This window comes from Pseudoalteromonas sp. SA25 (genome assembly GCF_011378705.1).
Classification (GTDB): domain Bacteria; phylum Pseudomonadota; class Gammaproteobacteria; order Enterobacterales; family Alteromonadaceae; genus Pseudoalteromonas; species Pseudoalteromonas arctica.
The window spans coordinates 1-3499 of the sequence record NZ_WTKV01000050.1 but is presented as its reverse complement, the minus strand read 5'-3'; the positions used below and the strand labels follow the sequence as shown (position 1 = coordinate 3499).

Genomic DNA, 3499 nt, shown 5'->3' with positions numbered 1-3499 from the left:
GCTGTCTCTTATACACAAATCCCTGCTAAGAAATTAGCGGGGATTTTTTTGAACTAAATCTCAATGTCATGATCAGATCTTCAAATCTTGTTTGAGGGCACATTATGATTAACGAACATACTCATTGGGCAAAACAACAATTCGGTAAATCGGACTTAGGTGATCCAAGAAGAACAGCGCGTCTGGTAAAGTTAGCATCAACGCTTGCAAATGAACCAGGAAAACCACTTGTGAACATCACTCAATCCCCCGCCGATATGGAAGGTGCCTACCGCTTTATTCGCAACGAGAATATTGACGCAACGGCTATAGCAGAGTCAGGCTTTAAAGCCACGGTTGAACAAGCAAAAAGTCATAACTTATTACTCGCATTAGAAGACACGACCACACTAATTTATAAACATTCCTCCATTCGAGATGATTTGGGTCATGTCGGACGAGGAGCAAAACAACGAGGCTTGTTAGCTCATAGCGTATTACTGTTTGCGCCAGACACAAAGCAAGTTGTGGGATTAATTGAACAGTCTCGCTGGAGTCGTGATATCAACACGATTGGAAAAAGAGAAAAACACGCGACGACTTCTTACGAAGAAAAAGAAAGTTACAAGTGGGAGTCAGCGTCACGAGCGATGGCAGAGCGGCTGCAAGGACAAATGGCGAACGTGATATCGGTGTGTGACCGCGAAGCGGACATCTACGAATACTTGCAGTATAAACTGAGCGAGCAGCAACGATTCGTCGTACGCTCGATGCAAAGTCGTCATATTGAAGAAGGTGAGGATAAGCTCTATGCGTTTGCAAGCGAGCTGATGAGTGCAGGCACCAAACACATCCACATTGCACAAAAAGGAGGAAGAAAAGCCCGAAGCGCAACACTGGATATCACCTATGCGCCAGTGACACTCAAAGCGCCTTACAATAAGAAAGGACACTCCCTCCCAGTTTACTATGTCGGCTGTGCAGAGCGAGGAAACGCTGAGAACGGCTTAAGCTGGCACCTATTAACCAGTGAACCAGTCACCAGCAAAGAAGACGCTTTAGCTATCATCACCTACTATGAGCACCGTTGGCTTGTAGAGGAATACCATAAAGTCTGGAAAAGTGATGGTACGGATATCGAAAGTTTACGCCTTCAAAGCCAAGATAACATGGAAAGATTGGTGACGATTAATGGCTTTATTGCGACGCGAATATTGCAACTAAAGTTCACCAATGAGCAGCCTGATTCTCCAAGTTGTGAACAACTGTTATCTCCCAAAGCATGGAAGTTATTGTGGTTAAAGAGAATAAAAACACCATTGCCTGAAACTGCTCCAAATATGTCATGGGCGTATCAGGAACTGGCAAAGTTAGGAGGCTGGAAAGATACCAAGCGCACAGGGCGTGCATCTGTGAAAGTGTTATGGCAAGGATGGCTTAAGTTACAAGCCATCCTGGAAGGCTACGATTTAGCAAAATCTCTTGAGTCAGACTTGTGATCAAGAGACAGCTCACTGAGTGGCTTTTTTGTTTATAAAAGCGAGTGTTTCTGGGGTTAGTATTTGTTTTGAAATGTACTGCATTCCGCTTTTATTTTTAATAATAATACCTTGCTGAGTATCTATTACTTCGCTTATGTCTTGCCAAGTTAGCTGAAAGCTTTTGTAATGATTAGCCGATTTAATGCCTTCTTCATCAAAGGCAAGTGTTACCTCAGAGCCTGACGCTCTGCTGAGCATTTGTCTGGTTACCCACCAAGGTCTACGATAGTAAAAAGCGACGCACTCTAGTACACCTAGCATGATCATAAACGATCCTAAGTAATGATCGTTTAAAACATAAATGCCAAATAAACCAAGCGCAACGAGGAGTACAAGTAAAAAGTACTTAGGTTTGGCGCGCTTACTGTAGGGGAGTGACTCATCAAAGCACTCGTAAAAGTAAGGTTTATCTAGTGTGTAGGTTGTTGTAAATGCCATATTGCCTTGCTTTAAATATCGTTTTTTTTATTTTAACAAGCTAACCGCTAAATGAGCAGCTTTATAGTCAGTGATTTTATTACAGGCACAAAAAAACGGCCCTAAGGCTAACACCATTCAGTTAAGCATGCTTTGACTTAATGGTGTACCGAGTTTTTGAAATTCGAACGGTCCTACTTTTGGGCCGTTTTCTTTTTTCTGGAAGAATATAACGTTTCACTCGTTCTCGCATTGCCCTTAATTTCTTTGGAATTGAACCTGGCGAAGCGATGGCACACCAGAGTATTTCATCCTGTATATCCCGCAAAGCCATGACAAAACTAATTCTCAGCGGGGAGACTTTAGCCTCTTTGGCTATTCGACTTATCTCTACTCGAATTAAATTGTAGGCTAGCAATATACCCCATAGCTCTTGATTGACTCCATCCACAGTCTGACTACGCAAAAGAATACTATCCTCAAGCATCTGGTGTTTTATTTCTCCATAGCTATTTTCAATTTCCCAGCGCTCGAAATAGACATCAAGAATGGCCTGTGCACCAAAAGCCTGTTTATCATCCAAAGAGCACAGCAGACCTTTTATTTTTCCAGGCCCCATTGGCTCAGGATAAAGAACCAGTCTGGCCTGCCAGCACTCAGGAAGCGAAGGGTCTTGTTTTCTGGCATGCGCAGATACACTCATCTCTACTTTGAAGTCATGCTCAGAGTAAGATTCAATGACGGTGTATTGCGTGTTGCTTTTAATCGGGACCATCCAGTGCGACTGTGGGTGTTGCTTACGCCAATTAATCAGTAGCTCAGCGCTGAGATAACATCGGTCAAAAATAGTTAGACTGTTATCACTTACATGACCAAATAACTGCTTTGCGTAGTTCACCTCACCTTGATAACTGGGCCCGAAGGCAACGTGGTGTATCAACCGGCTACGCAAGGAGCTTAAGGCGCATAGGCGTACAATAGGATATTCTGTATGACGGTTTTTACTGTGCTTAATATAGTGAAAGTGCTCAGCAAGAGCTGGTGTATCGGGTGCACGAAATTGCGTTCCATCGACAGAAAATAACCGGAGTCCATACCACGTATCATCAGCATCTTCTTCTTGTGTCCAATGGGCTGCACATAGGTGAAATAAGGCTTGGAGGGGGTCGCTACTCAGGCGCTGTCTCGCTTGAGGAATAGCACTTGGAGCAACCGTATCGCCCAGGGTATCAGTGAGTGTTAAATCTAACTTCTCAACAACGTCACTAATAGAGCGGTCGCGAAAAAGACCCATTGCAATGATAAGCCAGACGACAAGCTCAGCAGGTAACTTACGTTTGCGAATACTTGCTTTATCGGTCTGTTCGAGCACATTAGAAATCCACTCAAGAGGGATATGTTTCTGAAATGTAGATAAAGAGTCAGGAGTGGCGAATATATCCGTATCAAGTAACCAATGACTAAGCATAAAAATACCCTCATAATCAAAAGATGATAAGGGTATTGTGAAGCAACCAAAAGATCGGTCAACCGATCAAAAATACCTTAACTGATCGGTGTTA

General features: G+C 43.2%; 3 protein-coding genes. 1 reads left to right on the top strand and 2 read right to left on the bottom strand.

All coding sequences use genetic code 11. From position 1 onward, the window contains the following. Window positions 1–104 precede the first annotated feature (104 nt). Complete coding sequence (locus tag GQR45_RS21170) at window positions 105–1478, top strand: IS4 family transposase (RefSeq protein ID WP_096058041.1); 1374 nt, start codon at window positions 105–107, stop codon at window positions 1476–1478. A 12-nt stretch (window positions 1479–1490) separates the two neighbouring features. Here the strand turns inward: GQR45_RS21170 and GQR45_RS21165 are convergent, their stop codons facing one another. After that, window positions 1491–1958, bottom strand: coding sequence for a YcxB family protein (locus GQR45_RS21165; protein WP_165726937.1), 468 nt, complete (start codon window positions 1956–1958; stop codon window positions 1491–1493). 121 nt (window positions 1959–2079) lie between these two features. After that, window positions 2080–3405 (bottom strand): IS4 family transposase, encoded by a 1326-nt coding sequence (locus GQR45_RS21160; RefSeq protein ID WP_165725782.1) that lies wholly within the window; start codon window positions 3403–3405, stop codon window positions 2080–2082. Between the last annotated feature and the right edge of the window lie 94 nt (window positions 3406–3499).

Coding starts and splice junctions, on each gene's coding strand:
- GQR45_RS21170 (WP_096058041.1), top strand. CDS start 105: ATGATTAACGAACATACTCATTGGGCAAAACAACAATTCGGTAAATCG.
- GQR45_RS21165 (WP_165726937.1), bottom strand. CDS start 1,958: ATGGCATTTACAACAACCTACACACTAGATAAACCTTACTTTTACGAG.
- GQR45_RS21160 (WP_165725782.1), bottom strand. CDS start 3,405: ATGCTTAGTCATTGGTTACTTGATACGGATATATTCGCCACTCCTGAC.